The following is a 26,512-nucleotide window of genomic DNA, read 5'->3' on the forward strand; positions in this document are numbered from 1 at the left end:
TTATAAACGCAAAATAAAAAAACAAAATATGTATCCAGAAGAAATGGTTAAACCAATGCGTGCAGAATTATCCGATGCAGGTTTTCAAGATCTATATTCCGCTGAAACCGTTGAACAAGCTATCAGTAAAGCAGGAACTACTTTAGTAGTTGTTAATTCCGTTTGTGGTTGCGCGGCCAGAAATGCTCGTCCAGGTGCAAAAATGAGTTTAGAAAATGTAAAAAAACCAAGTAATTTAGTAACTGTTTTTGCAGGAGTGGACAAAGAAGCAGTGGACAAAGCAAGAGAACACATGTTTCCTTTTCCTCCATCTTCGCCATGTATGGCTTTATTTAAAGACGGCGAATTGGTTCACATGTTAGAACGCCATCATATTGAAGGCCGTCCAGCAGAACTAATCGCAGAAAACTTAAAAGACGCTTACAACGAATTTTGCTAATTACTATGCAAGCATACTATAAAAACCGCCTAATAGGTGGTTTTTTTTATTTATAACACATATCTTTGACAACGTTTAATACAAAAAAAGTATGCAAAAAATTATTTCGTATCCATTATCGGTGCTATATGCGATAGTTTTTTTATTTTGGTTGCTTATATTTCATCCTATACAATTGGTATGTTACTATATATTTGGATATAATGCACATAGAATGTCTGTAGCGGTTTTAAATTTTTTTCTATTAAGAACTTCTCATATTTTAGGTACAGTATACACCATAACAGGAAGAGAAAATTTACCAGAAAACAAACCATTAATTTTAGTTTGTAACCATCAAAGTATGCATGATATTATTCCTATTATTTGGTTCTTAAGAAATGTGCATCCGAAATTTATAAGTAAAAAAGAGTTGGGAAAAGGCATTCCTAGTGTTTCATTAAATTTAAGAATTGGTGGCTCAGCATTAATTGATAGAAAAGACGGAAAACAAGCTTTAGCAGAAATAAAAAAAGCTGGAGAATACATCAATAAAACGAATCGATCAATGGTTATTTTCCCAGAAGGAACAAGAAGTAAAACTGGAATTCCTAAAGAGTTTGCAACAAACGGTTTGAAAATGTTATACAAATTTGCTCCTGATGCCTATTTCGTTCCTATTAGTATAAATAATTCATGGAAGATGAACAGATTTGGACAATTCCCTCTAGGGTTAGGAACAAAAATAACATTTCAAATACATCAACCATTAAAAATTTCTGATTATTCATTTGATGAAATTTTTGAAAAAACTGAAGAAAGTATAAAAAAACATATAAATTAAAAACCATGTCAATACAAAACATACGACTTGAAGTCATGCAATTATTGGAAAAGAAAATTGATTCTTTTATGGATGAATTTTTAATTCCAGTTGAAAAAATATGGCAACCAACGGATTTACTACCCGATTCTAATCAAGAAAGTTTTTTAGAAGAAGTAAAAGAACTAAGAGAAATTTCAAAAGATTTGCCTTACGATTTTTGGGTTACTTTAGTTGGAGATACTATTACAGAAGAAGCTTTACCAACCTACGAATCGTGGTTAATGGATGTAGAAGGGGTGGATAATGTAGAAAGAAATGGATGGAGTAAATGGGTACGCCATTGGACAGGTGAAGAAAATCGTCATGGTGATGCTTTAAACAAATATTTGTACTTATCCGGAAGAGTAAATATGCGTGAAATAGAGCAAACCACGCAACATCTAATTAATGATGGTTTTGATATTGGAACCGGAAGAGATCCCTACAAGAATTTTGTTTATACCAGTTTTCAAGAATTAGCCACTTTTGTTTCTCATAACAGAGTAGCGCTAATTGCTAAAAAATATGGCGAAAAAAAATTATTCAAAATGTGTAATTTAATTGCTGGTGATGAAATGCGCCATCATTTAGCCTATAGCGAATTTGTAAATCAAATATTTAAAGTAGATCCAAGCGAAATGATGCTGGCTTTTCAATACATGATGAAGCAAAAAATTACCATGCCTGCTGTTTTCTTACGTGAATCTGGCGAAAAAATTGGTAGTGCTTTTGAAGCATTTTCTGATTCTGCACAAAGAATTGGCGTATATACTGCTGCTGATTATGTTGATATTTTAGAAAAATTAAACGTAAAATGGGATATTGCTAATATCAACGGGCTAACCGCCGAAGCTGAAAAAGCTAGAGACTATTTGATGAAATTACCAGAAAGAATGAAGAAAATTTCTGAAAGAATAATCATTCCTGAAGAAGGGCAAATTTTCAAATGGGTAGAACCTGCTTTAATTAAATAATTTTAAATTCTAAAAATATAAATTCCAAATTCCAAAAGAGTTTGGAATTTTTTATCCAAACTAAAATGCCAGTTCTAGAAAACACACAAAACTTTGTAAAAAAGCAACTAGAAAATGCTGAAAGTGGTCATGATTGGTTTCATATAGAGAGAGTATATAAAAATGCTTTGCTAATTGCTAAAGAAGAAACTTGTAATTTAGAAGTAGTTCAATTAGCCGCTTTATTACACGACATTGCCGATAGCAAATTTCATGATGGTGATGAAACTGTTGGTCCGAAAGTAGCACGAGATTTTTTAACAAAAGAAAATGTTGCAGAAGAAACTATAAATCATGTGATAAATATTATTGAAAATATATCTTTTAAAGGTGGAAATTTCAAAAAAAACTTTCATTCAAAAGAATTAGAAATTGTACAAGATGCCGACAGACTGGATGCTATTGGAGCTATAGGAATTGCAAGAACCTTTAATTATGGAGGGTTTAAAAATAGAGCTATTTATAACCCTGAAATTTTACCCAATTTATCAATGTCTAAGGAAGAATATAAAAATTCTACCGCACCCACAATTAATCATTTTTACGAAAAATTATTGCTTTTAAAAGACAAAATGAACACCCAAACAGGTAAAAAAATAGCAGAAAAACGCCATGATTTTATGGAATTGTATTTAGAGCAATTTTACGGAGAATGGAACGGAATTATTTAGTAAATAGTGTCAATTATAAATATAAAAAAAGCAGTTTTCAATTTTTGAAAACTGCTTTTATGTTTATTATGTAAGGGGATTATACTACACCTTGACCTAACATGGCGTCTGCAACTTTTACGAAACCGGCAATATTTGCACCTTTAACGTAATCTACATAACCATTTCCGTCTGAACCATATTTCACACATGCTTCATGGATGTTTTTCATAATTCCTTTTAATCTTTCATCAACTTCTTCTGAAGACCAGCTTAAACGTAAGGAATTTTGAGACATTTCTAAACCAGAAGTAGCTACACCACCTGCGTTAGATGCTTTTCCAGGGGCAAATAATATTTTTGCGTTTTGAAAAACAGTAACCGCTTCTGGAGTTGATGGCATGTTTGCTCCTTCTGCCACGCAGAAACATCCGTTAGCAACCAATGTTTTTGCTTCTTCTTCATTTAATTCGTTTTGAGTAGCACATGGTAATGCGATATCGCATTTTACTTCCCAAGGACGTTTCCCTTCTACAAATTTTGCCGCTGGATATTTTTTAACGTAATCTGAAATTCTTCCGTAATTTACGTTTTTAATTTCCATCACATATGCTAATTTTTCAGCGTCAATTCCGGCTTCGTCATATATATAACCAGATGAATCAGACATAGTCACTACTTTACCTCCTAATTGAGTTGCTTTTTCTGCAGCATATTGTGCCACGTTTCCAGAACCAGAAACCACAACGGTTTGACCGGCAAAACTTTTGCCTTTTGTTTTTAACATGCTATCTGCGAAATACACATCTCCGTAGCCTGTTGCTTCAGGACGAATAAGTGAACCTCCAAACGAAATTCCTTTACCGGTTAATACGCCAGTAAATTCATTTCTTAATTTTTTATATTGGCCAAACATATAACCAACTTCACGTCCTCCAACACCAATATCTCCAGCAGGAACATCCGTGTCGGCACCAATATGTTTAGATAATTCTGTCATGAACGCCTGACAAAATCTCATGATTTCTACATCTGACTTTCCTTTTGGATCGAAATCTGCACCCCCTTTTCCACCGCCCATTGGCAATGTAGTTAAGGAATTTTTGAAAACTTGTTCAAATGCTAAGAATTTTAAAATACTTAAGTTTACAGATGGATGAAAACGAATACCACCTTTATATGGTCCAATTGCCGAATTCATTTGAATTCTAAAACCTCTATTTACTTGGGTAGTACCTTTGTCGTCTATCCAAGCTATTCGGAACATAATTACCCTTTCTGGTTCTACCATTCTTTCCAATAACATTTTACCTTGGTATTTAGGATTGGCCTCAATAAAAGGAATTACTGTTTCAGCCACTTCTCTTACGGCTTGCATAAATTCTGGTTCGTTTGCATTTCTTTTAGCTACTTCGCCTAAAAATGCTGTAACACTTTGACTCATAATTATATTTTTTTTGATAATTTCCTATTGCAAATATACATCTTATAAAAAATACTTCGAAGAATTTGATAAAAAAATTAGTGTTTTTTTAAATTAAGATGAAACAACATTAAAAAAAATAAGAAATCATCAAAAAAATAACAAATTGTTATAGTTTTAAAAATATAAATTTAACACCACTAAAAAATAATAAATAATTTTCTCATTTTTGGCATTTTAATTGATATTTATTTTATAAATTTACAACATATATCAAAATTATGGCTAAAAATTACATTTATACTTTCATCTTATTCTTATTATTTAGTGTGGCTGCAGTTGCTCAAGAAAGCAAAAATAATGGCTCAACTAGATCGCAAGAGCCTGCTATTGAAGGATTAAGTTTGTACCCAAACCCTAACAATACAGGAAAAGTTTACATTTCTTCAAGATTAAACTTAGATAAAAAAATTGAAATTTTTGATGTATTAGGCAAAAAAGTGATTGACACTATTTTATATACCAAAGAATTAAATGTCTCTAATTTAAACCCTGGTGTTTATATCATTAAGATCAAAGAAGGCGAAGCTTCTGCCACTAGAAAGTTGATCATTAACTAGTTTATTATTTATCTTTATTAAGTTTACATTAACTTTACTACTTCATTGTTTTTAAATCTGGTTTAGTATTTATATTTGTGTCTAAATTTAATTACTAAGACATGAAGAAAGTTAACTTTTTATTATTAATGTTGTTTACTACACTCAGCATTGCTCAAAATTTAGTAAATAACCCTTCTTTCGTGAATGGATTAACTGAATGGTCCTCTACAGGTGGAGGAACTGGTTCAAATCCTTTATACGTTTTACCGACTCACATAACAACCGAAGGTCAAGATGACAGCTTTTCTGTAAAATATATCGCTACTGCTACAACTGGTTTTGATCAAAAATTTACTGTTGTTCCTGGAGCTACAGTAAATGTATCTTTTTGGTACAAAGCAGCTAGAACAGACGGAGCAACAACAGGTAATACTGCTAGAATTTGGAGTGTATTTTTTAACCCAACTAGTGCTAATCCAACAACTCCAATAAATCCTCCTGGAACAACAGGTTCATCAGATGATCCATTAAGAAATAATAACACATATCTTGCTCAAGCAACTTCTTGGACCCAAGTAACTGTTTCTTCTACTGTTCCTGCAAGTGCTACTGTTTTTCAACTACAATTTAGAGCCTACAACGGTGCTACTGCTAGTTTTGATAACATTTCTTTTAGTAGTCCTGGGGCTTCTGTTTTATCAACTAACTCTTTCTCTCAAATTGATGGATTAAAAATGTATCCAAATCCAACAAAAAATAATTTATTTATTGAAACTGCTTTAAATAGTGAAATCAACGTTTCTGTAATCAATGTTTTGGGAAAAGAAGTAATCAATTCGAAAGTAAGTAATAATGCTGTAAATATTACTGGTTTAACTCCAGGAATGTACATTGTAAAAATTTCTGAAGAAGGAAAAACGGCAACTAAAAAATTAATTATTGAATAATTAGTTTTAAAAACATATTCAAGAAAGCACCAATTAACATTGGTGCTTTTTTTATATCTAAAACTAGAAAAAATACTTACAACTAATAATCTTTTTCTACTTTTGTTGCATGATTTCACAAGATGACATTTTTGCTATTTCCTCTAAAAAAGAATTTGAAAAAATTACTTTAAAAGTTTTTCGTCATCAATACGAAAACAACAAAGTGTATCAAGCTTTTTGTAATCATTTAGGCAAATGTCCAAGTAATGTTAAGCAAATAAATGCCATTCCATTTTTACCTATACAGTTTTTTAAATCGGAAACAATAGTCTCTAATTTTGAACAAGCGCAAACAATTTTTACCAGTAGCGGCACAACAGGCACACAAACTAGCCAACATTTTGTTACAGATATTTCAATTTACGAAAACAGCTATTCCATTGCTTTCGCTCAATTTTATGGTAATATTCAAGAATATTGTGTTTTAGCTTTACTTCCATCTTATTTAGAAAGAGAGGGTTCTTCTTTAATTTATATGGTTAACGATTGGATTACAAAAAGTAATCATAAAGACAGTGGCTTCTATTTAAATAATTTAGAACAACTTGCCAATAAAATTATCGAACTTGAAAATGAAGGCCAGAATATTCTTTTGATAGGGGTTACATATGCTTTATTAGACTTAATTGAATACAAAAAATTCAATCTAAAAAATACCATCGTAATGGAAACTGGTGGTATGAAAGGCAAACGAAAAGAAATCATTCGTGAAGAATTGCACCAAACGCTTTGCGAAGGATTTGGAGTAAACACCATACATTCGGAATACGGAATGACCGAACTCTTATCTCAAGCCTACTCGTTAGGAAACGGTATTTTTGAGTGTCCCATATGGATGGACGTACTAATTAGAGATGCAGAAGACGCTTTACAATACGTTGAGAATGGAAAAACCGGCGGCATCAATGTTATTGATTTAGCGAATATTAATTCCTGTTCCTTTATCGCTACGCAAGATTTAGGGAAAAAACACCACAATATGACTTTTGAAGTATTAGGACGATTTGATAATTCTGACATAAGAGGTTGTAATTTAATGGTTTATTAAAAAATAAAATGATTTTAACTGACACACATACCCATTTATATTCTGAAGAATTTTCTGAAGACAGAGAAAAAATGATTCAAAGCGCTATTGATTCAGGGGTTTCAAGACTTTTTGTACCTTCTATAGATAGTAGTTATACTCAGAAAATGTACGATTTAGAAGCGCAATATCCGGAAAATATATTTTTAATGATGGGGCTACATCCCTGTTATGTTAAAGAAAATTATGAAGAGGAATTGGCGTACGTGATTTCCGAATTAGCCAATAGAAAATTTGCAGCAATTGGCGAAATTGGCATTGATTTATTCTGGGATAAATCATTTTTAAAACAACAGCAAGACGTTTTTGTAAAGCAAATACAACTCGCCAAACAATATGAACTACCCATAAATATTCATTGTAGAGATGCATTTAACGAAGTTTTTGAAATTTTAGAACAAGAAAAATCAGCAGAATTATGGGGAATCTTTCATTGTTTTACTGGAGATTTCAATCAAGCAAAACAAGCCATTTCTTGTGGTATGAAATTAGGAATTGGTGGCGTAGCCACTTTTAAAAACGGAAAAATTGATCAGTTTTTAAATGAAATTGACCTCAAACATATTGTTTTAGAAACCGACGCACCTTATTTAGCTCCCGTACCATTTAGAGGGAAACGCAATGAAAGTAGTTATATTAAATTAGTTGCAGAAAAATTATCTGAAATTTATAAGTTACCAATGGAAGATATAGCGGCAATTACCACACAAAACAGCAAAGATATCTTCGGATTTTAAAATTTGTTAATGTATAATTCCTATTTTTTTCGTTTTTTTGTAGATATAAAATAAAGTATGTCTAAATTTGATAAAATACGTCCCTTTTATGATGCAGAAGTAAACGATGCAATTCGTGCTTCTATAAATCATCCTATGATGAAAGCATTGGTGGATTTTGCGTATCCAGACACGGAGGAATCAGTCTGGAAAGAGCAATTGCTTCGTACACATTCAATAAGAGATTTTCAAATTAATTTTGCGTACCACGCCATAAAAAAAATATTAGAAAAAAGTTCTGACGGACTTACAACATCTGGCTTTGAAAAATTAGAACCAAATACCGCTTATTTCTTCATTTCAAATCACAGAGATATAATTTTAGATACCAGTTTATTAAACGTATGTTTACACGAACATGGTTTAGTAATGACGGCATCTGCCATTGGAGATAATTTAGTGAAAAAAGATTTTTTACTAATGCTTTCCAGACTAAACAGAAATTTTTTAGTCCAAAGAAATCTTTCACCAAGAGAGCTATTAGAAAGTTCTAAATTACTTTCTGAATATATGTATCGATTGGTATCGAAAGAAAATCGTTCCGTATGGATAGCACAGCGAGAAGGAAGAACTAAGGATGGAAATGATGCTACACATTCTGGGGTTTTAAAAATGATTGCCATGGCTTCCGATGAAAAAAATAATATGGATTTTTTTAAGAAAATAAAAATTGTTCCGGTTTCTATTTCTTATGAATATGATCCAACGGATGCCCTAAAAATTCCTCAATTAATGGCAGAAGCAAATGATGAAATTTATACTAAAGAAAAAAACGAAGATTTTATTACCCTTTTAAGCGGAATTATTGGGCAAAAAAAACGTATTCACATTCATATAGGAGATGTTTTATATGAAGAATTAGATCTAATTTCTGAAGAAACAACTAATACAAACAAACAATTGTCAGCAGTAGCAAAAGTTATTGACGATTCTATTTTGAAGTCTTACAAAATTTGGCCTACAAATTATATAGCTTATGACCTACTTCATCAAACCAGCACTTATTCTGATAATTATACCGAAAAAGAAAAACAACTTTTTGAGCGAAGATTAGAGTTAAGAATAAATGCAGATGACATTAAAATGAAAGAAAGTTTCTTAGCTATGTACGCCAATCCAGTGATTAATAAATTAAAATACCAATAAATTGAAAGCAAATCAAAAGCCAACTATTTTATTAATTTATACCGGCGGAACAATTGGCATGATTAAAGATGCCGATTCTGGAGCGCTAAAGGCTTTTGATTTTAAAAAACTTCTAAAAGGTATTCCCGAACTTAAATTGTTAGAGTGCCATATTGAAACCGTTTCGTTTGAAAAACCAATTGATTCGTCTAATATGCAAATTTCAGATTGGCAAAAAATAGCGGCAATTATAGAAGAAAACTATGCGGATTTTGATGGTTTTGTGGTGCTACATGGATCGGATACCATGTCTTACAGTGCTTCTGCGTTAAGTTTTATGTTCGAAAATTTAAACAAACCAATTGTTTTTACAGGCTCTCAATTACCTATTGGCGATTTACGTACTGATGCAAAAGAAAACCTAATAACCGCCATTCAAATTGCTTCTTTGCAAGAAAAAGGAAAACCAGTTATTCAAGAAGTTTCCCTTTATTTTGAATATAAATTATACCGAGGAAACCGAACTACTAAAATAAGTGCCGAACATTTTAATGCGTTTACATCGCCAAATTTTCCTGAACTTGTAGAGTCAGGCGTGCATTTGAATGTAAATAATGAAGTACTTCTAAAAGAAAAAATTTCTAAAAAATTAAAAGTTAATACCCATTTTGATGACAATGTTTTAATTTTAAAATTGTTTCCAGGTTTAAACAAAAGCATTTTACACGCTATTTTACACACTCCAAATTTAAAAGGGGTAGTTTTAGAAACCTATGGATCTGGAAATGCACCCATGGAAGATTGGTTTATTGATGAAATAGAAAATGCTATACAACGCGGCTTACACATTATTAATGTAACACAATGCAGCGGCGGGAGTGTTTTAATGGGTGCCTATGAAACCAGCACAAGATTAAAAGAAATTGGTTTAATTTCTGGAAAAAATATTACAACTGAAGCAGCAATAACAAAATTAATGTATTTGTTAGGCCAAAACGTGGCTAACTCGGTTTTTAAGACTATTTTTGAAACGTCTTTACGCGGCGAAATGAATGATTAAAACTAGAGAGGTGGCCGAGTGGCTGAAGGCGCACGCTTGGAAAGCGTGTATATGGCAACATATCGAGGGTTCGAATCCCTTCCTCTCTGCAAAACTATGTGGTTTTAGACAATTAAAAAACAATAACTATTACACATGAGAATATTATTTTTTTTATGGATTCCCTTTTTTTGTTTCTCGCAAGAAATAAAGCCAATTGAAATGGATTCACTTTACAGAGAAGACCAATTTTACGCCTCATTAAGTTATAATTTAGTACAAAATCGTCCAGATGGATTTAAGCAGTTTTCTTTTTCCCCTGGAATAACTTTTGGAATTTTAAGAGATTTTCCTATTTCAAAAAACAGACATTGGGCTATCGCACCAGGAATTGGCTATTCGTACAATAATATTAAACAATTTATAAATTCTGAAGAAATTGTTGGCGCTACAGAAAACACCACTTCTGAAAATATTAGAACCATAATTACTACGCATAGCATGGATTTTCCATTAGAAATTAGGTGGCGAAATTCCACCCAAAATAGTCACAGCTTTTGGAGGATTTATACTGGAATAAAAACCAGTTATGTATTTAATTCAAAATTAAAATTAGAGTCTACAACTGAAAGTACTAAAGAATCTATTTCAGACGAAATAAATCGTTGGCAATATGGCGCTTATATTTCTGTTGGATTTAATACTTGGAACCCTTATATTTATTATGGTTTAAATCCAATCTTCAAAGAAGGTTCCAAAATGAGTAATTTCAATGTTGGTTTTATCTTTTATATATTATAAAACCAAACTAAAATTTGTGGCAAACCGCCTATAGCTATTCCTCCTATTAATTCTATTGGAGTATGTGCTTTCATATATAATCTTGAAGAGGCTACAAATCCCATACACAGTATTAAAACTGCTACAGTATTAAGTGCGGCTATTTCTAAATAACTCGTAAACAGAAAGACAAAAACTGCTAATGAAGTGCAACCTATCATATGCAAACTAGCTTTAAATCGAAACAGTACAGTAATAAAGACTAAAAAAGCACTGATAAAACCCGCTTGAAAAAACTTAAATAATTCTGGAAAATGGGTTTCTAAAACTGTAAATCTTAATAGCAAATATAACAGTATCAGTTGAATAAAAATGGGCAATCTTCTTTCTTCAAGAGTAGCTTCTGTGAATGATTTTATTTTTTTAAAAATTCTTAATACCGAATAAAAACTAATCGGTAAAAGTATCGTAAGAATAAAAATTTGAATGCATGACAAGTACATTTCTGCCAAATAATTGCTGTTATTTGTGAAAAAGAAATATAAAATTGACCCATACATAGAAATAAAAATAGGATGGAAAATATATGAAAATGGTTTTAAAAGATAGTTTATTATCAATTGAAGCGGTTTTGAAAGTTTAAAAAAGTTACATTTTTTTTCTCAATCTTGCCACAGGAATATCTAATTGTTCTCGGTATTTAGCAATAGTTCTTCTTGCTATAGGAAATCCTTTTTCTTTAAGAATTGCTGCTAAATCTTCATCAGGCAAGGGTTTGCTTTTATCTTCTTCCGAAATAACACGTTCTAAAATATTTTTTATTTCAATGGTAGAAACATCTTCACCTTGATCGTTTTTCATCGCTTCAGAGAAGAATTCTTTGATTAGTTTTGTTCCGTAAGGCGTGTCTACATATTTACTATTTGCTACTCGTGAAATGGTAGAAATATCTAAACCAATCATGTCGGCAATATCTTTTAGAATCATTGGTTTTAGCTTAGATTCTTCACCCTCTAAAAAGTATTCTTGTTGGAAATACATAATCGCATTCATCGTAACAAAAAGTGTTTCCTGACGTTGTTTTATCGCATCAATAAACCATTTGGCAGAATCTAATTTTTGTTTGATAAACTGTACCGCATCTTTTTGTGAATTCGACTTTTCACTAGAAACTTTATACGTTTGCAGCATTTCTTGATAGTCTTTTGACACGTGCAATTCTGGTGCGTTTCTTCCGTTCAAAAGCAATTCTAATTCGCCATCAACAATACGAATTGTAAAATCAGGAACTACGTGTTCAATTATTCTACTATTGCTATCATAACTGCCTCCCGGTTTCGGATTTAATTTTTCTATTTCTTCAATAGCTTTTTTTAATTGTTCTTTAGAGCAATCAAATTTTTGCAGTAATTTATCGTAATGCTTTTTAGTAAACGCATCAAATTGTTTGTCGATTAAAGCTATGGCTAAATTAACCGATTCTGTTGGTGTTTTGTGTTTTAATTGAATCAACAAACATTCTTGTAAATCTCTTGCGCCAACTCCAGAAGGTTCTAACTGTTGCACAATATGCAATACTTTTTCAACGGATTTCTCATCGGTATATACCCCTTGCGTAAACGCCATGTCGTCAACAATATCCTGAATGGTTCTTCTGATATAACCTGAATCTTCAATGCTCCCTACTAAAAACTCAGCAATTTCTCTATCGTTATCCGAAAGAATAAACGTATTTAATTGATTAATTAAATCTTGATGAAAACTAATTTGTGCTGCCATAGGCAACGTTCGGTCTTCATCATCATCGCTGTAATTATTGCTTTGATATTTATAATCTGGCGTATCATCATTACTTAAATATTCATCAATATTAATATCGCCAGTATCTATTTGGTCGTTATCGTAATCATCATAAGTATCTTCGTCATTTGACGTATCATTATAATCCTCTAACGATTCGTTATTGTCGTTTAAACTTCCTTCTAAAGCTGGGTTTTCAACCATTTCCTCTTGCAAACGTTGCTCAAAGGCTTGCGTAGGCAATTGAATCAACTTCATCAACTGAATTTGTTGAGGCGATAATTTTTGCGATAATTTGAAATTTAAACTGTGTTTAAGCATATTGTCTTTTTGGTTTATGTGTTTAATCGTTTATTTGTTAAGGCGTTGATAAAACCAACTAAACAAATAAACAACTAAACGTCTAACCTAGTTTCTAAAATTCTGCATTATCAGGCGTTCTTGGGAAAGGAATTACGTCGCGAATATTAGTCATACCCGTAACAAACAACACCAATCTTTCAAAACCTAATCCGAAACCTGAATGCACCGCTGAACCGAATCTTCTGGTATCTAAATACCACCATAATTCTTCTTCATCAATACCTAATGCTTTCATTTTTTCAATTAAAACCTCTAAACGTTCTTCACGTTGCGAACCTCCAACAATTTCTCCAATTCCAGGAAATAAAATATCCATAGCTCTTACCGTTTCTTTTCCTGGTTCGGTTCCATCATTTAATCGCATGTAAAATGCTTTAATTTTGGCAGGATAATCAAATAAAATTACAGGACATTTGAAATGTTTTTCTACTAAGAAACGTTCGTGTTCTGATTGTAAATCGGCACCCCATTCGTCAATTAAATATTGAAATTTTTTATTTTTATTTGGTTTCGAATTTTTAAGAATATCAATAGCTTCGGTGTACGAAACACGTTTAAAATTGTTTTCTAAAACAAAATTTAATTTTTCTAGCAAAGCCATTTCGCTACGTTCCGCTTGTGGTTTGTTCTTTTCTTCTTCGATTAAACGGTTTTCTAAAAACTTCAAATCTTCAGGACATTTATCTATCGTGTATTTTATTACATTTTGAATAAAATCTTCCGCTAAATCCATATTCGCAGCCAAATCATTGAATGCCACTTCTGGTTCAATCATCCAAAATTCAGCTAAGTGACGTGATGTATTTGAATTTTCCGCACGAAAAGTAGGTCCGAAAGTATACACTTGCCCTAAAGACATGGCATACGTTTCTGCTTCTAATTGCCCAGAAACCGTAAGATTAGTTTGTTTACCGAAAAAGTCTTCTTTGTAATTTACTTTTCCGTCTTCAGTTCTTGGTGTATTATCAAAAGGCAAAGCCGAAACTTGAAACATTTCTCCAGCGCCTTCAGCATCAGAACCTGTAATAATTGGCGTATTTACATACACAAATCCTTTTTCTTGAAAATACTTATGCACCGCAAAAGACAATGTAGAGCGCACACGCATAATCGCACCAAACATATTGGTTCGGGTACGCAAGTGTGCATTTTCTCTAAGAAAATCTAAACTTGGTTTGTTTTTGGGTTGTATTGGAAATTTTTCCGCATCAGAATCGCCTAAAATTTCAAGTTTAGTTACTTGGATTTCTACTTTTTGTCCAGCGCCTTGACTTTCCACTAAAGTTCCAGTCACAGAAATAGCGGCACCCGTAGTGATTCGTTTTAGCGTTTCTTCAGGTGTGTTTTCAAAATCAACCACACACTGAATATTATTAAGCGTTGAACCATCATTTAACGCTACAAACTGATTGTTTCTAAACGTTCTTACCCAACCTTTTGCGTTTACTTCTTGTAACGTTTTTGTGTTTTCTAATAAATCTATAATTCTGATATGCTTCATAATCTCCAAATGTTCATTTAAAATGCAAATATAGGGCGAATTTTTGAGTTTTAGAAATGCGAATTTTAGATTATTTATACTCATTTTTTCTTTATTAGAAGCTACTTTGTATTTCAATTTTTCACTAATTTTACAACATGATATTAGTTACAGGCGGAACAGGTTTAGTTGGTTTTCATTTATTGTTGAGGCTTTCTCAAGATGAGAATGGCATTCGAGCAATATATAGATCAGAAAAAAAACTTAATCACGTTAAACAATTATTCCAAAAAGATAACAAGCTTTCTGAATTTGAAAAAATTGATTGGGTTAAAGCTGATCTTTTAAATATTCCTGCTCTTGAAACTGCTTTTTCTAATATTTCTTATGTATATCATTGTGCGGCGTTGGTATCTTTTAATCCAAAAGATGAGGAAAAACTGTACCAAAATAATATTGTTGGAACAGCAAATGTGGTAAATTGTTGCTTAACTTCTAATGTAAAAAAACTATGTTATGTAAGTTCGATTTCTGCATTAGGAAACGGAACGGAACATAATTTATTGATAAATGAAGAAACAGAAAGAAACAACGAAGCTGTAAGAAGCGATTATTCTATTTCTAAATTTGGTGCAGAAATGGAAGTTTGGCGTGGGTTTCAAGAAGGATTGGAAGTAGTAATTATCAATCCAGGCGTGATTTTTGGGTATGGATTTCCGAATGAAGGCAGCAGTTTATTCGTTCAAAATATAAAAAACGGACAATTATTTTACACGCAAGGTAAACTTGGGATTATAGCTGTAGAAGATGTTGTAAAAGCGATGACGACTTTAATGAAAAGTACCATTTCTGGCGAACGCTTTATTTTAGTTGCCGAAGATATAACTTACAAGGAACTATTTGATAGTATTGCAGCTAGTTTGGCATCGAGAACCTCAACCAACAAATTAAAAAAACCAAAATTTGAAATAAAGAAGTGGCAATTACAAATCATTCGAATCTTTGAGTTTGTTTTGGCGAAGCTATTTTTTAGAAAAAGAATGTTAACAAAAGCTACCATAAACGCTTTATATAATTTAGAAACTCACGATACAAATAAAATTAAAACCGCTATTGATTTTGAGTTTTTAGATATGAACGTGTATTTGAAAGAGTTGGTTGGGAAAATGAAATAAAAAATCCAAATTCCTTTTACAAATTAGAATTTGGATTTTTAAGTATTGAAAGTTGTATGCGGTTATACTTTCATAATTTCCGCTTCTTTTGCTACAAAAATTTCATCAATTTTCTTAATAAAAGCATCTGTTAATTTCTGCACGGAATCTTCAGCAATTTTACAAATATCTTCAGATGTTCCGTCTTTTTCTTCTTTTTTGATATCGCTATTGGCATCTTTTCTGGCGTTTCTAATACCTACTTTGGCATCTTCTGCTTCTGCTTTAGCTTGTTTTACCAATTCGCGTCTTCTGTCTTCTGTTAAAGCGGGAATACTAATGATAATATTATCGCCATTGTTCATCGGGTTCAACCCTAAATTAGCAATCAAAATCGCTTTTTCAATAGGTTGTAACATCGCTTTTTCCCATGGCGTAACGGTTAAAGTTCTTGCGTCTGCAGCTACAACATTGGCCACTTGCGACAAGGCGGTTTGAGCACCATAATAATCTACAAAAACACTTCCTAACATTTGCGGAGAGGCTTTTCCTGCTCTAATGTTTAAAAATTCTTTTTCTAAATGCGCTACCGAACCATTCATAGATTCTTTTGCGCTATCAATAATAAAGTTAATTTCTTCTGTCATTTTATTTATTTTAAAATTCCAATATAATAAAATCCAATTTCGTAAATCGTAAATCTAAATTCGTAATTAAATTGTCACTGTTGTTCCTATCGTTTCTCCGTTACAAATTTTTGATAAATTCCCTTTTTTGTTCATATCAAAAACAATAATTGGCAATTTATTTTCTTGGCTCAATGTAAAAGCAGTTGTATCCATTACATTTAATCCTTTGGCTAACACATCATCAAAAGTTATGGTGTCATATTTTACAGCGCTTGGGTCTTTTTCAGGATCTGCTGAATAAACTCCATCTACACGAGTTCCTTTTAAAATTACATCGCAATTTACTTCAATTCCTCTTAAAACGGCAGCTGTATCAGTAGTAAAATATGGATTTCCAGTTCCGGCACCAAAAATTACAATTCTGCCTTTTTCTAAGTGTCTTGTAGCTCTTCTTTTAATATAAGGTTCGGCAATAGCTTCAATTTTTAATGCGGTTTGCAAACGAGTTTGCATTCCTGCATCTTCTAATGCGCCTTGTAATGCCATTCCGTTTATCACAGTGGCTAACATTCCCATATAATCGCCTTGCACTCTATCCATTCCGTTACTTGCGCCTGCTACACCTCTAAAAATATTTCCACCGCCAATAACAATGGCAATTTCTACACCTTGGTCGTGAATTTGCTTAATTTCTGAAGCGTAATCTGCTAAAGTTTTCGGATCAATTCCGTACTGTCTTTCGCCCATTAAGGCTTCTCCGCTTAATTTAAGAAGGATTCTTTTGTAACTCATGGTGTTGTTTTTAGTGTTGCAAATATAATTATAATCTGCAATCAAAAAAACAATTTAATTTAGAAACATCATTTCTATTTAACTTTTAGTTTACAATTGCTCATTATTTATTTTTAAATTTGTAAAAACAATTTATCAGCTATGTTATCTATCATCCAATCTGCTTTACAAAATAGCCATTCATATACTGAATATCGAATTATTGTTTCGAAATTAATTGGCGAAGGGAAATCGACAGGTAAGGAACAAAGTGCCGATTTATTACATTATTCGGAATTGAATGAAATTCGTATGAACCGGTTAGAAAAAACACTTAAATTAGATATCGAAGTAGAAAAAACGCTACAAAATATAAAATCTAAACAAACTTGGTTAGTGATTTCAGAAGGCTGGTGTGGCGATGCGGCTCAGATTTTACCCGTTATCAAATTAATGTCTGAAGCTTCTAAAAATATAGATTTGAAATTAGTGTTTCGTGATGAAAATGAAGAATTAATCAATCTGTTTTTAACCAATGGGGCTAAATCCATTCCAAAATTACTGATTTTAGATGAAAACGCAAACCTTATCAATCATTGGGGACCACGACCAGAAGGTGCAAAAAACATAATTATAGAGTATAAAGCTAAAAATGGAATTGTAGATGAACCTGCAAAAATAGCTTTACAAAAATGGTATTTAGACGATAAAGGGATTTCTACAATGAAGGAGATTGTTGTAATCCTTCAATAAAAGCTTCAGGTTCCGTAGCATTTTTCACCGAATAATCACCGATTTTTGTTCTACGAAGTGCCGTTAAATGACCTCCAGAATTAAGAGCCAAACCAAAATCGTAAGCGATGGAGCGAATGTACGTTCCTTTACTACATACAATTCTGAAATCTATTTCGGGTAAGGCTATTCTGGTTATTTCAAATTCGGAAACCATAACTTTTCTGGTTTTTATTTCCACTTCAATGCCAGCACGAGCCGATTCGTACAATCGTTTTCCATCTTTTTTAATGGCTGAAAAAACAGGTGGTTTTTGATCTATTTCACCTATAAATTGCGGTAACGTTTCGTAAATTAAAGCTTCTGTTATATGTTCCGTTGGAAAAGTAGCGTTAATTTCTGTTTCTAAATCGTATGAAGGTGTTGTGGCGCCAACCGTAATAGTTCCAGTATATTCTTTAGCTTGACCTTGTAATTCTTCTATTCTTTTTGTAAATTTTCCTGTACAAATTAGTAACAAACCAGAAGCCAATGGGTCTAAAGTTCCGGCGTGACCAATTTTGAATTTTTTGGGTAATTTTAATTCCTTTATTAAGCCAAATTTTAATTTATTAACGGCTTGAAAAGAAGACCATTTTAGTGGTTTATCAATCAATAAAATTTGTCCTTCTTGGTAGTCTTCTGCTTTCATTATTTGTATAAATTAAAGTAAGCTAATAAGAGCATTCCTGCGATAATTCTGTACCAACCCCAAGGTTTAAATCCGTATTTTTTAATGATTTCAATGAAAAATTTAATAGCTAAAACAGCTACCACAAAGGCAACTAAATTTCCAAAAATAAACATTTTAGTATTGTCTTCTGTTTTCAAAATTAACTCAAACCCTTTTAAACCACTTTTATCATAGGTTTTCAAAAACACCGAATAACAAGTAACTGCTAACATTGTTGGCACGGCTAAAAAGAAAGAAAATTCTGCAGCTGCTTGTCGAGATAGCCCTTGTTGCATTCCTCCAATGATACTGGCAGCACTTCTGCTTGTGCCTGGCATCATAGCCAAACATTGCCAAAAACCAATGGTAATTGCTTTTTTTATGGTAATATCTTCTTCTGAATGAATAGTTGGATTTTTAAAAAATCTATCTACGAATAATAAAATAATTCCTCCTATAATTAATACCATCGCAATTGGAGTAGGATGTTCTAAAACGGCTTCTATTTTATCATCAAATAATTTTCCTAAAATTAAAGCGGGAATAACCGCACATGCCAATTTTATAAAAAATTGTAGTTTCGAAAAATCAAAAAACTTTTTCCAATACAAAACTACTACTGCTAAAATGGCACCAAATTGTATAGAAACCTGAAATAATTTTACAAATTCTTCTTTTTCAATTCCGAAGTAAGAACTTGTAAAAATCATATGACCAGTAGAAGAAACGGGTAAATATTCTGTTATGCCTTCAATAATGGCAATAATTATAGCTTGTAGAAAATCCATTTGATAGTGATTAGTGAAAAGTTAATAGTGATTAGTAAAATAGGTTAAGCTAATTACTTATCACTAATTACTATTTACTTTTTTTAAGAATAGAATAAATTGTAATTCCAAAACCGATTAAAACAACCGTTGGCGCTAATCTTATTCTTCTGAAACTAAATACGTCTTCATTAAATACATTTGGATCTTCGTTGGCACCACCGCTCATTAAAATAAATCCTAAAGCAATAACTACTAATCCGATAATTAATATTTTATAATTGGACGCACTGAATAAAAATTCTGGCTGTTTTGTGTTTTCTTTCATAATATTTTTATAAAAATGCTATTCACTAATTACTATTCCCTTTCACTAAACTAGTACAAATCGTCGGTTCTTAAATTTAAGAAACGAGTAGTTGCAAAATAGGTACTCAACCAAGTAATAATAATACCTATTAACAATACACCAAAAGCCACAATAGCTATAGATGCATAATCTTTTGCAATGCCTAAAGTTGGAAATAAACCATCAATATAAAATGCTAAAAATACCAAACCAATAATCGCTAAAACGGCACCAATTATTCCTAATAAAATACTGGTTTTAATAAAAGGTTTTCTGATAAAAGTTTTTGTAGCTCCAACCATTTGCATTGTTTTTATGGTAAATCGATGTGAATAAACCGACAAACGAATAGAGCCATTAATTAACAACATCGCTACAAAAGTTAAAACCGCGCTAATAATTAAAATCCAAAAACTAATTTCAGATACATTTTCGTTGACTAATTCTACTAATTCTTTATCGTAAATGATGTCAGAAATATTACCATTTCTTTTAAAATTATTTTCTATTTTTTTTATTTCTTCTTTGGTTACATATTCACTTTTTAAATGAATATCAAAAGAATTTTGTAACGGATTAAACCCTAAAAACTCCATAAAATCTTTACCTACTATATCCGGATTGTTTTTAGCTGCTTCCGCTTTGGTTACAAAATCATACGATTTAATAAATTTTGAATTTTTCAATTCTGTATCAAAAGCATTTAGAATCGTATCATTCGCTTCATCTTTAAAATAGACACTCATAGGAATGTTTTCTTTAAAATCGTTCGAAATTTTTTCAGAATTAATTACAAATAATCCTAAAGCTCCTAATAAAAACAACACTAAAAAAATACTAAAAACTACTGAAAAATAAGAAGAAATTAATCTTCTACGTTGATATTGTTCAAATGATTGTGCCATAAGTTTACTAATTATGGTGTAAAAATAGTAAAGAAATTTTGTTTACATAGAATATAACAACAAAGTTTTAACATTAGTATATAAAAATGTAAATTTGCACCTTATTTTTCGGTTAAAACCGATAATGTAAATCAGAAAACAGACTATAGAAAATAGAAATGAAATATTTCCACGAAAAAATCGAAGCCAAATGGCAACAATATTGGGCAAAAAATAACACTTTTGCAGCAAGTAACACTTCGGAAAAACCTAAATACTATGTATTAGATATGTTCCCTTATCCATCGGGAGCAGGGTTACACGTGGGGCATCCGTTAGGGTATATCGCTTCTGATATTGTTGCAAGATACAAACGTCATAAAGGGTTTAATGTATTGCATCCACAAGGGTACGATTCCTTTGGGTTACCTGCAGAACAATATGCCATTCAAACGGGGCAACATCCCGAAAAAACAACGCGTGAAAATATCGCTCGTTACCGTGAACAATTGGATAAAATTGGTTTTTCATTTGATTGGAGTAGAGAAGTACGCACGTCAAATCCAGATTATTACAAACACACCCAATGGATTTTCATCCAACTATTTGAATCTTGGTATAATAAAAAAACCGATAAAGCGGAAAGTATTTGCACCTTAATGCAAGAATTTGAAAAAAACGGGAATGCGCAAGTTAATGCCGTTTGCGATGAAAATATCACAGCGTTTTCAGCAGCCGAATGGAACGCTTTTTCATCAGAACAACAACAAAAAATCTTATTACAATATAGATTAACCTATTTAGCCGAAACCGAAGTAAACTGGTGTGCGGCCTTAGGAACCGTTTTAGCGAATGACGAAATTGTAAACGGCGTTTCAGAACGTGGTGGACATCCAGTTGTTCGTAAGAAAATGACCCAATGGTCTATGCGAATTTCTGCTTACGCAGAACGATTATTACAAGGTTTAAACGATATCGATTGGAGTGAATCCATTAAAGAATCACAACGCAATTGGATTGGAAAATCAGTCGGAGCTCACGTAGAATTCAGAATTCAGAATTCAGAATTCAGAATTTCAGTGTTCACTACTCGCCCTGATACGATTTTCGGAGTGACCTTTATGACATTGGCACCCGAACACGAATTGGTGGCTCAAATTACCACTCCAGAACAAAAAGCAACGGTGGAAGCTTATGTGGAAGCCACAGCAAAACGTTCAGAACGTGAAAGAATGGCTGATGTAAAAACGATTTCAGGCGTATTTTCTGGAGCGTATGCCGAACATCCTTTCACAAAAGAATCCATTCCGGTTTGGATTGGCGATTATGTGTTGGCGGGTTACGGAACAGGTGCTGTTATGGCCGTTCCATGTGGCGATGAGCGTGATTATGCTTTCGCGAATTTCTTCAAAGGAGCGAACGGAATGCCCGAAATAAAAAATATTTTCAACCAAGATATTTCAGCAGCCGCATATGGGGAAAAAGGCGGATTTGAATTGGTAAATTCTAATTTCTTAAACGGATTAGATTACAAAAACGGAACAAAAAAAGCCATCGAAGCTTTAGAAGAAATAGGTGCAGGAAATGCCAAAGTAAATTACCGATTACGCGATGCTGTTTTCTCTCGTCAACGTTATTGGGGCGAACCTTTTCCAGTTTATTATGTGAATGGCTTACCACAAATGATTGACAAAAAACACTTGCCCATTGTATTACCAGAAGTAGAAAAGTATTTACCTACCGAAGACGGACAACCGCCATTAGGCAACGCAACGGTATGGGCGTGGGACACAAACGAATTACGAATTACGAATTGCGAATTAATTGATAATGATACAATTTTCCCTTTAGAATTAAACACAATGCCAGGTTGGGCAGGTTCTTCTTGGTATTGGATGCGTTATATGGATGCGCAAAATGAAAACGAATTCTCAAGCGAAGAAGCTCTTAAATATTGGGAAAGCGTCGATTTATATATTGGCGGAAGCGAACACGCAACCGGACATTTATTGTACTCTCGTTTTTGGAATAAATTTTTAAAAGACAGAGGGTATGCACCCACCGAAGAACCATTCAAAAAACTGATCAATCAGGGAATGATTTTAGGAATGAGCGCGTTTGTGTATAGAAGTGAAGATTCAAAAACTTTGTTCTCAAGAGGTTTGATAAAAGATAAAAATGTTCAATCAATTCACGTTGATTTATCTTGTATCAATGATATTACGAACGAATTAGATATTGAAAAATTCAAAGCACATCCATTATATGTTGATTATGCCAATGCTGAATTCATTTTAGAAGAGGGCAAATACATTGTTGGTCGTGAAGTCGAAAAAATGTCGAAATCAAAATACAATGTGGTTTCACCAGATGATATTTGTGAAGAATACGGAGCCGATACCTTGCGTTTATACGAAATGTTTTTAGGGCCATTAGAGCAATCTAAACCTTGGAACACGGCAGGAATTACTGGCGTTTCTGGATTCTTGAAAAAATTATGGCGTTTGTATTTTGATGATAACGGTTCGGTTATTATAAATGATGAACCAACCGCAGACATGTACAAATCGTTACATAAAACCATTAAAAAAGTAACCGAAGACATCGAGAATTTCTCCTTCAACACCTCGGTTTCTCAATTCATGATTTGCGTGAACGAATTGCAACAATTAAAATGCAACCATCGAGCTATTTTAGAACCTTTAGCAATTTTGGTTTCACCGTATGCGCCGCATATTGCAGAAGAATTATGGAGTGCTTTAGGTCATGAAGGTTCCATTTCGACAGTTGCTTTTCCAAAATTTGAAGAAAAATATTTGGTAGAATCTGAAAAAGAATATCCGGTTTCATTCAATGGTAAAATGCGATTTACGATTAAGTTACCGTTAGATTTAACAGCCGCTCAAATTGAAGAAATTGTAATGGCAGACGAAAGAACGCAAACACAATTGCAAGGTAGAACACCAAATAAAGTGATTATTGTACCTGGTAAGATTATTAATTTGGTTGGGTAAATTTATTTTAACAAATTATTAATAAATTTTAGCTGTCCTAATTTTAATTTTGTAAGAATAACCTTAAATTTTTTTAATAAAATGAGAAAAATTATACTTACCGCTATATTGGTTGCTTTTCAACTTGGAACCGCTCAAGAAAAAAATGAAATAAAAAACAAAAGTAATGTTGATGCTACTTTTTATATTGGAGTTAATGCGCATATTCAAGATAATTTAAATCTTAATAGTAATTTACAAGCATCAAATGTTGTACTTTTAGATAACAGCCCGGCAGAATTTATTTTTGGCTTTAACGTTTTTGGTAAAAAATATTCTTCCGATTTTGAATTTGGATTTGGAGAAAATAAAAAAGAGAATTTAACATCAAAGAATAAGAATATGCAATTTACGGGACGTATTCGCTTTCATTATAACCTGATTAGTAAGACTAATTTTGCATTTACTTCTGGGTTAAGTTTAGCAGGAACCTCTTCAGAAGTAGATTTGTATTCTAAAAATAATACAATTGATTTTAATAATTTAAATCCCGATACAAATGGCGGATTACTATCTATTAGAAATCAAATGTTTTATGCAGGACCTTCTTTATCTATTTACCTATTTAAAGATAAATTTTATAAATTCAGATTAAATTGCGCTTATGAATTGGCTTTCACCAATGGGAAATGGAAGTCTGATTACGGAAATATAGCAAATTCAATTAATGAAAGAAATAATAATCGATTTGTATTAGGTATTGTATTTTAAGACATTCTAATAGAATTTAATGGTTAATACAAATTGCATCTTTTTATTTATTGTAATAATATTTAGTTTCATCATACAAATAATAAATTAATATTGACAACTTGTCATTTTTTAACTTTGGCGCATAATTTGAGAATAAATTTGTATCTTTAAATTTTTAAAATTAAATACTATGTTTGATTTACCTTATATGATTTTAATTGGAGCAATTGCTCTTTTTAGTTGGTTGGTGAGTGCTCGTTTAAAAAGCAAATTTGAACATTACTCGAAACTTACCTTAAGAAATGGCATGTCTGGTGCTGAAATTGCAGAAAAAATGCTTGCTGATCACGGAATTAGTGATGTAAAAGTCATTTCTACGTCAGGAAGATTAACCGACCATTACAATCCAGTGGACAAAACAGTGAATTTATCAGAAGCGGTATATAATCAACGTAATGCAGCTGCGGCAGCTGTTGCGGCTCACGAAGTTGGACACGCCGTGCAACACGCACAAGCCTACGAATGGCTAACTATGCGTTCTAAAATGGTACCGATGGTTAATGTGTCGTCAAGTATGTCGCAATGGTTGATTATGGGTGGAATTATTTTAGGATTTGCATCAAAATCTGGAATAGGATTTTATGTAGCTGTTGCTGGTTTGGCTTTAATGGCTGTAGCAACGGCATTTAGTTTTATTACACTACCTGTTGAATATGATGCTAGTAATCGTGCTTTGGCTTGGTTGAAAAACAAAAATATGTTAGGCCAAGAAGAATACGCGGGGGCCGAAGATTCTTTAAAATGGGCTGCCAGAACGTATTTAGTTGCCGCTTTGGGTGCGCTAGCTTCTTTATTATATTGGGCTTATCGAATATTAGGATCTAGAGATTAATTCTTATAAACCTAAAATAGTAAATCCAAATTCCGAAAGTTTCAGAATTTGGATTTTTTTATTTAATCGTAATAATTATATCCAAAGTAGGGCACATCATATTCTTTAAAAACTACACCATACTGTTCTAATTCTTTTAAAATTGGCAAGTATACTTCTTTAGAAATAGGCAATTGCACACCAGTTGTTTGTATCTCACCATTTAATATTTTTAAAGTGGCAATGGCTACGGGTAATCCCACAGTTTTTGCCATCGCGGTATAAGTTTGATCGTCGCCCAAGCAAACCATAGTGGAATCAATTTGTTTTTGCTCACCATTAATTTCATAACCTATTTTATGATACATCACAATCATGTCTTTATCTTCTGGTTGTAATGTCCATTTATACGATAGAATTTTTTCTAACATTTGCGCGGGAGTGGCATTTTTTAAACCCGTAACCACCGACTTACTGAATAAATCTAACTCCAAAAGTTTGTCCCAAATTACATCATCTTGATCAATTTTTAATTGATGTCTGAGTTTAATTTCTACTGAATCCGTTGGGTGATAAGGCAAAAATAAATTCACAAAATCTCGGTTACTCATGTGTTCAGAATCATCTAAAATATAGGTATCATCTGTCATGCCTAATTGCACAAATACGTCCCATGCTTTTGAAAAACCTACTCTTCTTATAGTTCCACGATAACAGGTTTCTGCATTTTGTAAACCATAAATTTCCCTGTATTTTAAGGAATCTCTGTTAGCGTATGCTTCAAATCGACCAAAACCTTCTACTTCTAAAAATTCGGTTCTTCTAAATAATTTATAATAAGGAATATACTTATAAGTGCCTTCCTGTATGAATTTTGCCGCGCCACCTTGACCTGCTATAACTACATTTCTTGGATTCCAGGTAAATTTATAATTCCACAAATTGGTATCGCTTTCAGGAGCCACTAATCCGCCACAAAAAGATTCGAAAAGAATAATTTTTCCCCCTATACTTTTAATTTCGTCCATAATTTTCATGGCACTCATGTGGTCTATTCCTGGATCTAAACCAATTTCGTTCATTAACACAATTTGGTTTTCTTTAGCTTGGGAATCCAAACTTTTCATTTCTTCACTAATGTACGATGCCGTAATCATACTTTTTTTATAAAAAATACAATCTTTAGCTACCTCAATATGAAGATGAGCCGGTAACATTGAAATAACAATATCCGCTTGTTGAATTTCTTGTTTACGTTGTTCATCATTGCAAACATCAAAAGAAATCGCACGTGCATTTTTATGATTTCCCGTTTTCTTATTGGCTAATGCTTCTGATAAATCAGCAATTGTAAGTAACAAATTTTCTGATTCTGATTTATCTAATAAATATTTTATAAGTGAAGAGGCAGATCGACCTGCTCCTATAATTAATATCTTTCTCATTTTACTATAATATCACACGAAGGTAATGAAATGTTATATTTC

The 26,512-nt window shown here is 32.4% G+C and carries 27 protein-coding genes and 1 tRNA gene; 17 read left to right on the forward strand and 11 right to left on the reverse strand.

The genetic code is table 11. The annotated features are described in order from the left end of the window. Positions 1 to 28: 28 nt before the first annotated feature. The 4 genes from ABWP60_RS04455 (at position 29) to ABWP60_RS04470 (ending at position 2,967) form a co-directional block, all read left to right on the forward strand. The gene (locus tag ABWP60_RS04455) at positions 29 to 439 is read left to right on the forward strand and encodes a BrxA/BrxB family bacilliredoxin (RefSeq protein ID WP_353149102.1); all 411 of its coding nucleotides are present in this window, start codon (positions 29 to 31) and stop codon (positions 437 to 439) included. 91 nt (positions 440 to 530) lie between these two features. Next, a complete protein-coding gene (locus ABWP60_RS04460; RefSeq protein ID WP_353149105.1) occupies positions 531 to 1,262 on the forward strand; it encodes a lysophospholipid acyltransferase family protein in 732 nt (243 codons plus the stop codon). A gap of 5 nt (positions 1,263 to 1,267) precedes the next feature. Beyond that, positions 1,268 to 2,257 (forward strand): acyl-ACP desaturase, encoded by a 990-nt coding sequence (locus tag ABWP60_RS04465; protein WP_353149108.1) that lies wholly within the window; start codon positions 1,268 to 1,270, stop codon positions 2,255 to 2,257. 65 nt (positions 2,258 to 2,322) lie between these two features. Then, entirely contained in the window at positions 2,323 to 2,967 is a 645-nt protein-coding gene (locus tag ABWP60_RS04470; RefSeq protein ID WP_353149110.1) for an HD domain-containing protein, read from the forward strand. Between the two features lie 79 nt (positions 2,968 to 3,046). Here the strand turns inward: ABWP60_RS04470 and gdhA are convergent, their stop codons facing one another. Next, on the reverse strand, positions 3,047 to 4,390 hold the full coding sequence (gdhA, locus tag ABWP60_RS04475) for an NADP-specific glutamate dehydrogenase (RefSeq protein ID WP_353149113.1): 1,344 nt from the start codon (positions 4,388 to 4,390) through the stop codon (positions 3,047 to 3,049). 260 nt (positions 4,391 to 4,650) lie between these two features. Here gdhA and ABWP60_RS04480 point away from each other — a divergent pair, with 260 nt between their 5' ends. The 8 genes from ABWP60_RS04480 (at position 4,651) to ABWP60_RS04515 (ending at position 10,788) form a co-directional block, all read left to right on the forward strand. After that, entirely contained in the window at positions 4,651 to 4,989 is a 339-nt protein-coding gene (locus tag ABWP60_RS04480; RefSeq protein ID WP_353149116.1) for a T9SS type A sorting domain-containing protein, read from the forward strand. 101 nt (positions 4,990 to 5,090) lie between these two features. Beyond that, the gene (locus ABWP60_RS04485; protein ID WP_353149119.1) at positions 5,091 to 5,918 is read left to right on the forward strand and encodes a T9SS type A sorting domain-containing protein; all 828 of its coding nucleotides are present in this window, start codon (positions 5,091 to 5,093) and stop codon (positions 5,916 to 5,918) included. 109 nt (positions 5,919 to 6,027) lie between these two features. Continuing rightward, positions 6,028 to 7,008, forward strand: a complete 981-nt coding sequence (locus ABWP60_RS04490) for a LuxE/PaaK family acyltransferase (RefSeq protein WP_353149122.1) — start codon at positions 6,028 to 6,030, stop codon at positions 7,006 to 7,008. An 8-nt stretch (positions 7,009 to 7,016) separates the two neighbouring features. Beyond that, positions 7,017 to 7,784 carry a TatD family hydrolase gene (locus ABWP60_RS04495; RefSeq protein ID WP_353149125.1) on the forward strand — a complete coding sequence of 256 codons (768 nt, stop codon included), beginning with the start codon at positions 7,017 to 7,019 and terminating at the stop codon, positions 7,782 to 7,784. Between the two features lie 57 nt (positions 7,785 to 7,841). Then, the gene (locus tag ABWP60_RS04500; RefSeq protein ID WP_353149128.1) at positions 7,842 to 8,969 is read left to right on the forward strand and encodes a 1-acyl-sn-glycerol-3-phosphate acyltransferase; all 1,128 of its coding nucleotides are present in this window, start codon (positions 7,842 to 7,844) and stop codon (positions 8,967 to 8,969) included. A gap of 58 nt (positions 8,970 to 9,027) precedes the next feature. Further along, positions 9,028 to 10,008, forward strand: a complete 981-nt coding sequence (locus ABWP60_RS04505) for an asparaginase (protein WP_502904809.1) — start codon at positions 9,028 to 9,030, stop codon at positions 10,006 to 10,008. A 4-nt stretch (positions 10,009 to 10,012) separates the two neighbouring features. Further along, positions 10,013 to 10,097: transfer RNA gene (locus ABWP60_RS04510), tRNA-Ser, on the forward strand. 46 nt (positions 10,098 to 10,143) lie between these two features. Then, positions 10,144 to 10,788 carry a porin family protein gene (locus tag ABWP60_RS04515; RefSeq protein WP_353149133.1) on the forward strand — a complete coding sequence of 215 codons (645 nt, stop codon included), beginning with the start codon at positions 10,144 to 10,146 and terminating at the stop codon, positions 10,786 to 10,788. On the opposite strand, the gene ABWP60_RS04520 is transcribed toward ABWP60_RS04515, so the two are convergent. The 3 genes from ABWP60_RS04520 to asnS all read right to left on the reverse strand — a co-directional run bounded on the left by ABWP60_RS04520 (position 10,776) and on the right by asnS (position 14,431). Further along, positions 10,776 to 11,279, reverse strand: coding sequence for a hypothetical protein (locus tag ABWP60_RS04520; RefSeq protein ID WP_353149136.1), 504 nt, complete (start codon positions 11,277 to 11,279; stop codon positions 10,776 to 10,778). The genes ABWP60_RS04515 and ABWP60_RS04520 overlap by 13 nt on opposite strands. Positions 11,280 to 11,415: 136 nt before the next feature. Further along, entirely contained in the window at positions 11,416 to 12,888 is a 1,473-nt protein-coding gene (gene rpoN, locus ABWP60_RS04525; RefSeq protein ID WP_353149139.1) for an RNA polymerase factor sigma-54, read from the reverse strand. Positions 12,889 to 12,982: 94 nt separating this feature from the next. Beyond that, positions 12,983 to 14,431 carry an asparagine--tRNA ligase gene (asnS, locus tag ABWP60_RS04530; RefSeq protein ID WP_353149142.1) on the reverse strand — a complete coding sequence of 483 codons (1,449 nt, stop codon included), beginning with the start codon at positions 14,429 to 14,431 and terminating at the stop codon, positions 12,983 to 12,985. Positions 14,432 to 14,568: 137 nt separating this feature from the next. Here asnS and ABWP60_RS04535 point away from each other — a divergent pair, with 137 nt between their 5' ends. Next, positions 14,569 to 15,585: an NAD-dependent epimerase/dehydratase family protein gene (locus ABWP60_RS04535; RefSeq protein ID WP_353149144.1), complete on the forward strand. Its 1,017-nt coding sequence runs from the start codon at positions 14,569 to 14,571 to the stop codon at positions 15,583 to 15,585. A 62-nt stretch (positions 15,586 to 15,647) separates the two neighbouring features. On the opposite strand, the gene frr is transcribed toward ABWP60_RS04535, so the two are convergent. Together frr and pyrH are read right to left on the reverse strand one after the other, a co-directional pair. Then, positions 15,648 to 16,211, reverse strand: a complete 564-nt coding sequence (gene frr, locus ABWP60_RS04540; RefSeq protein WP_353149146.1) for a ribosome recycling factor — start codon at positions 16,209 to 16,211, stop codon at positions 15,648 to 15,650. A gap of 66 nt (positions 16,212 to 16,277) precedes the next feature. Then, entirely contained in the window at positions 16,278 to 16,985 is a 708-nt protein-coding gene (gene pyrH, locus ABWP60_RS04545) for a UMP kinase (protein WP_353149149.1), read from the reverse strand. Positions 16,986 to 17,126: 141 nt separating this feature from the next. Between pyrH and ABWP60_RS04550 the strand changes: the two genes are divergently transcribed. Then, the gene (locus tag ABWP60_RS04550; RefSeq protein ID WP_353149152.1) at positions 17,127 to 17,717 is read left to right on the forward strand and encodes a thioredoxin family protein; all 591 of its coding nucleotides are present in this window, start codon (positions 17,127 to 17,129) and stop codon (positions 17,715 to 17,717) included. On the opposite strand, the gene truB is transcribed toward ABWP60_RS04550, so the two are convergent. The 4 genes from truB to ABWP60_RS04570 all read right to left on the reverse strand — a co-directional run bounded on the left by truB (position 17,683) and on the right by ABWP60_RS04570 (position 20,429). Next, a complete protein-coding gene (gene truB, locus ABWP60_RS04555; RefSeq protein WP_353149154.1) occupies positions 17,683 to 18,387 on the reverse strand; it encodes a tRNA pseudouridine(55) synthase TruB in 705 nt (234 codons plus the stop codon). The genes ABWP60_RS04550 and truB overlap by 35 nt on opposite strands. Then, positions 18,387 to 19,196, reverse strand: a complete 810-nt coding sequence (locus ABWP60_RS04560; protein ID WP_353149157.1) for an undecaprenyl-diphosphate phosphatase — start codon at positions 19,194 to 19,196, stop codon at positions 18,387 to 18,389. The genes truB and ABWP60_RS04560 overlap by 1 nt, the downstream gene beginning before the upstream one ends. A gap of 70 nt (positions 19,197 to 19,266) precedes the next feature. Next, positions 19,267 to 19,503, reverse strand: a complete 237-nt coding sequence (locus ABWP60_RS04565) for a DUF3098 domain-containing protein (RefSeq protein WP_353149159.1) — start codon at positions 19,501 to 19,503, stop codon at positions 19,267 to 19,269. A 50-nt stretch (positions 19,504 to 19,553) separates the two neighbouring features. Continuing rightward, a complete protein-coding gene (locus ABWP60_RS04570; protein ID WP_353149162.1) occupies positions 19,554 to 20,429 on the reverse strand; it encodes a cell division protein FtsX in 876 nt (291 codons plus the stop codon). Between the two features lie 158 nt (positions 20,430 to 20,587). Here ABWP60_RS04570 and leuS point away from each other — a divergent pair, with 158 nt between their 5' ends. The 3 genes from leuS to ABWP60_RS04585 all read left to right on the forward strand — a co-directional run bounded on the left by leuS (position 20,588) and on the right by ABWP60_RS04585 (position 25,046). Then, positions 20,588 to 23,422 (forward strand): leucine--tRNA ligase, encoded by a 2,835-nt coding sequence (leuS, locus tag ABWP60_RS04575; RefSeq protein WP_353149165.1) that lies wholly within the window; start codon positions 20,588 to 20,590, stop codon positions 23,420 to 23,422. 81 nt (positions 23,423 to 23,503) lie between these two features. Continuing rightward, positions 23,504 to 24,172: a hypothetical protein gene (locus ABWP60_RS04580; protein ID WP_353149168.1), complete on the forward strand. Its 669-nt coding sequence runs from the start codon at positions 23,504 to 23,506 to the stop codon at positions 24,170 to 24,172. Between the two features lie 172 nt (positions 24,173 to 24,344). Next, a complete protein-coding gene (locus ABWP60_RS04585) occupies positions 24,345 to 25,046 on the forward strand; it encodes a zinc metallopeptidase (protein ID WP_353149170.1) in 702 nt (233 codons plus the stop codon). A 62-nt stretch (positions 25,047 to 25,108) separates the two neighbouring features. Here the strand turns inward: ABWP60_RS04585 and ABWP60_RS04590 are convergent, their stop codons facing one another. Then, the gene (locus ABWP60_RS04590) at positions 25,109 to 26,470 is read right to left on the reverse strand and encodes a saccharopine dehydrogenase family protein (RefSeq protein WP_353149173.1); all 1,362 of its coding nucleotides are present in this window, start codon (positions 26,468 to 26,470) and stop codon (positions 25,109 to 25,111) included. Positions 26,471 to 26,512 lie beyond the last annotated feature (42 nt).

It is taken from the genome of Flavobacterium sp., assembly GCF_040402895.1.
Classification (GTDB): Bacteria; Bacteroidota; Bacteroidia; order Flavobacteriales; family Flavobacteriaceae; genus Flavobacterium.

Excerpts from the sequence above, each read along its gene's own strand:
- ABWP60_RS04455 (WP_353149102.1), top strand. The coding sequence starts at position 29 with ATGTATCCAGAAGAAATGGTTAAACCAATGCGTGCAGAATTATCCGAT.
- ABWP60_RS04460 (WP_353149105.1), top strand. The coding sequence starts at position 531 with ATGCAAAAAATTATTTCGTATCCATTATCGGTGCTATATGCGATAGTT.
- ABWP60_RS04465 (WP_353149108.1), top strand. The coding sequence starts at position 1,268 with ATGTCAATACAAAACATACGACTTGAAGTCATGCAATTATTGGAAAAG.
- ABWP60_RS04470 (WP_353149110.1), top strand. The coding sequence starts at position 2,323 with ATGCCAGTTCTAGAAAACACACAAAACTTTGTAAAAAAGCAACTAGAA.
- gdhA (WP_353149113.1), bottom strand. The coding sequence starts at position 4,390 with ATGAGTCAAAGTGTTACAGCATTTTTAGGCGAAGTAGCTAAAAGAAAT.
- ABWP60_RS04480 (WP_353149116.1), top strand. The coding sequence starts at position 4,651 with ATGGCTAAAAATTACATTTATACTTTCATCTTATTCTTATTATTTAGT.
- ABWP60_RS04485 (WP_353149119.1), top strand. The coding sequence starts at position 5,091 with ATGAAGAAAGTTAACTTTTTATTATTAATGTTGTTTACTACACTCAGC.
- ABWP60_RS04490 (WP_353149122.1), top strand. The coding sequence starts at position 6,028 with ATGATTTCACAAGATGACATTTTTGCTATTTCCTCTAAAAAAGAATTT.
- ABWP60_RS04495 (WP_353149125.1), top strand. The coding sequence starts at position 7,017 with ATGATTTTAACTGACACACATACCCATTTATATTCTGAAGAATTTTCT.
- ABWP60_RS04500 (WP_353149128.1), top strand. The coding sequence starts at position 7,842 with ATGTCTAAATTTGATAAAATACGTCCCTTTTATGATGCAGAAGTAAAC.
- ABWP60_RS04505 (WP_502904809.1), top strand. The coding sequence starts at position 9,028 with ATGATTAAAGATGCCGATTCTGGAGCGCTAAAGGCTTTTGATTTTAAA.
- ABWP60_RS04515 (WP_353149133.1), top strand. The coding sequence starts at position 10,144 with ATGAGAATATTATTTTTTTTATGGATTCCCTTTTTTTGTTTCTCGCAA.
- rpoN (WP_353149139.1), bottom strand. The coding sequence starts at position 12,888 with ATGCTTAAACACAGTTTAAATTTCAAATTATCGCAAAAATTATCGCCT.
- asnS (WP_353149142.1), bottom strand. The coding sequence starts at position 14,431 with ATGAAGCATATCAGAATTATAGATTTATTAGAAAACACAAAAACGTTA.
- ABWP60_RS04535 (WP_353149144.1), top strand. The coding sequence starts at position 14,569 with ATGATATTAGTTACAGGCGGAACAGGTTTAGTTGGTTTTCATTTATTG.
- frr (WP_353149146.1), bottom strand. The coding sequence starts at position 16,211 with ATGACAGAAGAAATTAACTTTATTATTGATAGCGCAAAAGAATCTATG.
- pyrH (WP_353149149.1), bottom strand. The coding sequence starts at position 16,985 with ATGAGTTACAAAAGAATCCTTCTTAAATTAAGCGGAGAAGCCTTAATG.
- ABWP60_RS04550 (WP_353149152.1), top strand. The coding sequence starts at position 17,127 with ATGTTATCTATCATCCAATCTGCTTTACAAAATAGCCATTCATATACT.
- truB (WP_353149154.1), bottom strand. The coding sequence starts at position 18,387 with ATGAAAGCAGAAGACTACCAAGAAGGACAAATTTTATTGATTGATAAA.
- ABWP60_RS04560 (WP_353149157.1), bottom strand. The coding sequence starts at position 19,196 with ATGGATTTTCTACAAGCTATAATTATTGCCATTATTGAAGGCATAACA.
- ABWP60_RS04565 (WP_353149159.1), bottom strand. The coding sequence starts at position 19,503 with ATGAAAGAAAACACAAAACAGCCAGAATTTTTATTCAGTGCGTCCAAT.
- ABWP60_RS04570 (WP_353149162.1), bottom strand. The coding sequence starts at position 20,429 with ATGGCACAATCATTTGAACAATATCAACGTAGAAGATTAATTTCTTCT.
- leuS (WP_353149165.1), top strand. The coding sequence starts at position 20,588 with ATGAAATATTTCCACGAAAAAATCGAAGCCAAATGGCAACAATATTGG.
- ABWP60_RS04580 (WP_353149168.1), top strand. The coding sequence starts at position 23,504 with ATGAGAAAAATTATACTTACCGCTATATTGGTTGCTTTTCAACTTGGA.
- ABWP60_RS04585 (WP_353149170.1), top strand. The coding sequence starts at position 24,345 with ATGTTTGATTTACCTTATATGATTTTAATTGGAGCAATTGCTCTTTTT.
- ABWP60_RS04590 (WP_353149173.1), bottom strand. The coding sequence starts at position 26,470 with ATGAGAAAGATATTAATTATAGGAGCAGGTCGATCTGCCTCTTCACTT.